The 4,191-nt window shown below is 57.3% G+C and carries 6 protein-coding genes; 3 read left to right on the plus strand and 3 right to left on the minus strand.

Going from position 1 to position 4,191, the window contains the following annotated elements; genetic code table 11:
• From rpmB to Q0M74_RS13220, 3 genes are all read right to left on the minus strand, one after another.
• The coding region (gene rpmB, locus Q0M74_RS13210) for a 50S ribosomal protein L28 (RefSeq protein ID WP_293955210.1) at positions 1–214 on the minus strand (214 nt) is incomplete at its 3' end.
• Between the two features lie 319 nt (positions 215–533).
• Complete coding sequence (locus Q0M74_RS13215) at positions 534–2,165, minus strand: SulP family inorganic anion transporter (RefSeq protein ID WP_293955212.1); 1,632 nt, start codon at positions 2,163–2,165, stop codon at positions 534–536.
• A gap of 2 nt (positions 2,166–2,167) precedes the next feature.
• Positions 2,168–2,527, minus strand: a complete 360-nt coding sequence (locus Q0M74_RS13220) for a metalloregulator ArsR/SmtB family transcription factor (protein ID WP_293955214.1) — start codon at positions 2,525–2,527, stop codon at positions 2,168–2,170.
• Positions 2,528–2,785: 258 nt separating this feature from the next.
• On the opposite strand from Q0M74_RS13220, the gene Q0M74_RS13225 reads away from it, so the two are divergent.
• The 3 genes from Q0M74_RS13225 (at position 2,786) to Q0M74_RS13235 (ending at position 4,163) form a co-directional block, all read left to right on the plus strand.
• The gene (locus Q0M74_RS13225; RefSeq protein ID WP_293955216.1) at positions 2,786–3,052 is read left to right on the plus strand and encodes a type B 50S ribosomal protein L31; all 267 of its coding nucleotides are present in this window, start codon (positions 2,786–2,788) and stop codon (positions 3,050–3,052) included.
• A gap of 11 nt (positions 3,053–3,063) precedes the next feature.
• Positions 3,064–3,237, plus strand: coding sequence for a 50S ribosomal protein L32 (rpmF, locus tag Q0M74_RS13230; protein ID WP_293955218.1), 174 nt, complete (start codon positions 3,064–3,066; stop codon positions 3,235–3,237).
• A gap of 224 nt (positions 3,238–3,461) precedes the next feature.
• Positions 3,462–4,163 (plus strand): response regulator transcription factor, encoded by a 702-nt coding sequence (locus Q0M74_RS13235; RefSeq protein WP_293955220.1) that lies wholly within the window; start codon positions 3,462–3,464, stop codon positions 4,161–4,163.
• Positions 4,164–4,191 lie beyond the last annotated feature (28 nt).

Genomic DNA, 4,191 nt, shown 5'->3' on the forward strand with positions numbered 1-4,191 from the left:
GGATCTGAGCCACGACGGCTTCGATGCCGTCACGGTCAATGACCTTCAGGCCCTTGGTGGATACGGTCAGGGTGATGGAACGTCCCAGGGAAGGGACGAAAAACTTACGACGCTGCACGTTGGGGTTCCAACGGCGGGAAGTGCGTCGGTGCGAGTGCGAGACAGACTTGCCGAAACTCGGCTGGCGTCCCGTTACTTGGCAATGTGCCGACATAACTTTGCTTTCTCCTAGCCGCCCACAATCAGTTAGAAGACGCGCCGCGCCGAAACGACTTTCGGGGCGCGAGCATGCCAGCTGAGGGGGCGATAACGAATATTTACGACAACAGCAAGGGACAAGTTTACAGACGAGGTGCCAAAACACCTAATCCCCTTGTCGTGTGCTATTCATCAAATAGTCATGTGAAAGCCTTGGCGGACTCACTACCAGCAATTCCCTGATTTCTGCAGGTGCTGACAAATATAGTCAGGGCTGAAAAGATCTGTCTTTCAGGCCACCGTGGAAGGTCGATATCACATGGCTGTTAGGGGTGTCAGGGGCGTGAAATGTGGTCTCGGGCATGGTGGACAGCGGTGTCCAGATCATCCACCAGATGAGTGGGATGGCGCAGCGACCGGATGGCACCCAGCACGCCGAGAACATGGATGTGTTCCTTGCGCACACCCTTGATCAGAACAGTGACCCCACGGCGTTCCAAGGCGGAGACGAGCTCTGCGAGCTGATTGGCCCCGGTGGCGTCAATCATCTGGATCTGGGAGAGCCGGAGGATGACCACCTCGATGCTTCTGCGGTCTCGGTGTTCCAGGATCTGGTCGAGGATGCGTTCTGCGGCGCCGAAGAAGAGGGACCCCTCAATGCGAAAGAGTGCGATGCGTTCATCGCCGGGTTGTGCATCCCCGGGTAGGGTTTCGCGGTGGAGGCCGGTGTCCAGGCTCATGCGACGCAGGATGAAGAATGCCGCCACGCCGATACCGATGACTACTGCCACGACCAGGTCAACACTGATGGTGATGATCGCGGTGATGAGATAGACGATGCCATCGGATCTGGTGGAACGAAGCACACGGGAGGCCACACCGAGATTGACCATTCGGGCGGCGGTGATCATCAGAACGCCCGAGAGTGCGGCAAGGGGGATGACGGAGACAATCCCTGCGGCGAGGTAGACCACGGCGAGCAGGACCAGTGCGTGGACGATCGAGGAGACCCGGGTGCGACCCCCGGAACGCACATTCACGGAAGTACGCGCAATGGCACCGGTGGCCGGCATACCACCGAAGAATCCCGCCCCGATTGAGGCCAGTCCCTGTCCCACCAGTTCACGGTCAGCGTTATAAGGGCCGGTATCAGCCATCGATGCCGCCACCCGCGCTGAGAGTAGTGACTCAATCGCTGCGAGGGCAGCCACTGCGAAGGCTGGTCCGATCAGTGCCTGGACCAGTTCTGGATTCATCACCGGCAGCGTGGGGGCGGGTAGTGACTGTGGGATCTCACCGATGTCATCCGCCGGGATCTTGAAGAGCAGCACCGCGAGGGTCACCGTGATGATCGCCACGAAACTTGCGGGGACTTTCGGGGCGAACCTGCCCAACAGCACCATGATGATCATCACGGCTGCCGCCACCGACAGTGGCAGAAATGCAGTAGGCCATTCTGCATGGGTCAGGGAGTGCCAGGCTGCAGCGGGAGTGCTGGTGGGGAGTGGGCCGGTGAAACCCACCGCCGCCGGGATTTGCTGCAGGAAGATGATGACCCCGATGCCGAGTGTGAAGCCCTCGATCACTGGCCAGGGGATGAAACTGACACTGCGCCCGAGTTTGAGAAGCCCGGCAATCAACACGATCAGTCCGGCCATCAGGCTGACCAGGGCGATGGCTGCAACGCCGTGGGTGACCACGATCGGGGCCAGGATGACCACCATGGCGCCGGTGGGGCCTGACACCTGGACGTTGGAGCCACCGAAGATCGCGGCAATCAGACCTGCGACGATGGCGGTGATCAGTCCAGCCTCCGCACTGACCCCTGAGCTGACGCCGAATGCGAGCGCCAGTGGCAGGGCGACGATTCCGACGGTCACACCTGCTGTGACATCCTGCCGCCAGGTATATCGAAGATTTGCATAATCACCCAATGAGGGCAGTAGTGCACGCCACGCACTCAACATGCTCAGGACCTCTCAATGCTGGGAAGCGACTCAATGGAGGCCAACTGATCGGAAGAGGTGGAGAGCATCTGATTGAGTAGGGAACGGGCGGTGTGGAGAAGATCAGCCACCTCGGGGTGCGCCAGGCTGTAGAAGACCACGTTGGCGCTTCTCGTTGAGGTGACAAGCCCGTACTTACGTAAGACCGCCAGATGCTGCGACAGGTGTGAGGACTCCAGACCTGTGTCCTCGATCATCGTTGAGACTGGTACCCGGGGCTGGGTGGAGAGAATCTCCAGAATTCTGACCCGGTAGGGATGGGCCAGCCCTTTAAAGAGATTCGCCTTGCGTTCATAGAGTGGAAGCTGCTGGGAATTGAACAATGTAAACCCTCACTGAAGAGCGAATATGATGAATTTAGAATATTGCAATATTGGGGTTTCTGCAATCCTGGAAATGTGGACGTGGTGGGGTCTGGGCGGTCTGTCTTTAGAAGATTTTCGCTTAAGGTGCAAGCCGTGTAAGGTATTACAGGTTCATTGCCGGTTTGGCAGTGCATACTTCACCGAACCCAACTCGGGCACGATCCACAGACCTGTGGAACCGATCCGTAGTTTCAATCCTGAGGGAATCGAGAGTAAATGAAGAAGGAAATTCACCCGGGCTACCACCCGGTCGTCTTCCAGGACGCAGGCACTGGCTTCCAGTTCCTGACCCGTTCCACCGCTTCCGGTGACCGTACCGTCACCTGGGAAGATGGCAACGAGTACCCGCTGATTGTCGTTGACGTCACCAGCGAGTCTCACCCATTCTGGACCGGCGCACAGCGTGTCATGGACACCGCCGGCCGTGTTGAGAAGTTCGAGCGTCGCTTCGGCGGCATGGCTCGCCGTAAGAAGAAGGCATAGGAGAATAAGCAATGGCAGTTCCAAAGCGCCGTATGTCTCGCGCCAACACCCGTATGCGCCGTTCCCAGTGGAAGGCTGACAATGTCGCCCTCCAGGACGTTAAGGTCGACGGCCAGACCGTTCGCATCCCACGTCGCCTGGTCAAGGCCGCACAGCTTGGCCTCGTAGACGTAGAGCAGTTCTAATTTAGAACAGCTTGATAAAATTCCTTAAATGCCGACAAGGTATTTATAAGAATTAAATAAGAAGCCGGATATGACATCTGAAAAGATGTCATATCCGGCTTCTTTGTTGCTTAGAGTGCTAACATTAAAAAATTATAGTTAGTTGTATCAGGGGAGCCGAGGCATTGCCGGGTGTTCCCACTCTGCAGGTATAGCCTCTGCCTATCTCCGAGGGAAGTGGATCGATGAAGATTCTGGTTGTTGATGATGAGCCTGCTGTACGCGAGTCGTTACGGCGCTCACTGATATTCAATGGTTATACCGTGGTCACTGCAGAAGACGGGGTCCAGGCGCTGGAAACCATTGAACGTGAACAGCCAGATATCGTTGTTCTTGATGTCATGATGCCCCGGATGGATGGCCTGGAGGTGTGCCGCACCCTGCGTAGTCAGGGGGATGGCCGCTCCATCCTCATCCTCACCGCCCGGGACAATGTCTCTGACCGTGTGGGTGGTCTGGATGCCGGAGCTGATGACTACCTGACCAAGCCCTTTGCACTGGAAGAGCTACTCGCACGTGTGCGCTCCCTGGTACGACGCTCTGCACTGGAATCGATGCACAGCGCAGAAGCTAAGGGGCGCGCTGAGCTGATCTTCACCGATCTGGCACTCAACCCGGAAACCCGTGATGTTTCCCGGGGTGGTCGTCCCATCAGCCTCACCAGGACGGAATTCGCCCTCCTGGAACTGTTGATGAAAAATCCCCGCAAGGTTATGCCCCGAAATGCCATTCTCGAAGAGGTGTGGGGATATGACTTCCCCACATCCGGCAACGCACTTGAGGTCTATATCGGTTATCTGCGACGCAAGACGGAGCAGGAAGGAGAGAGCCGACTCATTTATACTGTCCGTGGTATTGGGTATGTGCTTCGGGAGACTGCTCCGTGACATTGAGGCGGATCGGGTCAACGCATCA

The organism is uncultured Corynebacterium sp., from assembly GCF_945649885.1.
Taxonomy (GTDB): domain Bacteria; phylum Actinomycetota; class Actinomycetes; order Mycobacteriales; family Mycobacteriaceae; genus Corynebacterium.

Bases quoted from the DNA above. Each gene is read 5' to 3' on its own strand.
- Q0M74_RS13215 (WP_293955212.1), bottom strand. From the start codon at position 2,165: ATGTTGAGTGCGTGGCGTGCACTACTGCCCTCATTGGGTGATTATGCA.
- Q0M74_RS13225 (WP_293955216.1), top strand. From the start codon at position 2,786: ATGAAGAAGGAAATTCACCCGGGCTACCACCCGGTCGTCTTCCAGGAC.
- rpmF (WP_293955218.1), top strand. From the start codon at position 3,064: ATGGCAGTTCCAAAGCGCCGTATGTCTCGCGCCAACACCCGTATGCGC.
- Q0M74_RS13235 (WP_293955220.1), top strand. From the start codon at position 3,462: ATGAAGATTCTGGTTGTTGATGATGAGCCTGCTGTACGCGAGTCGTTA.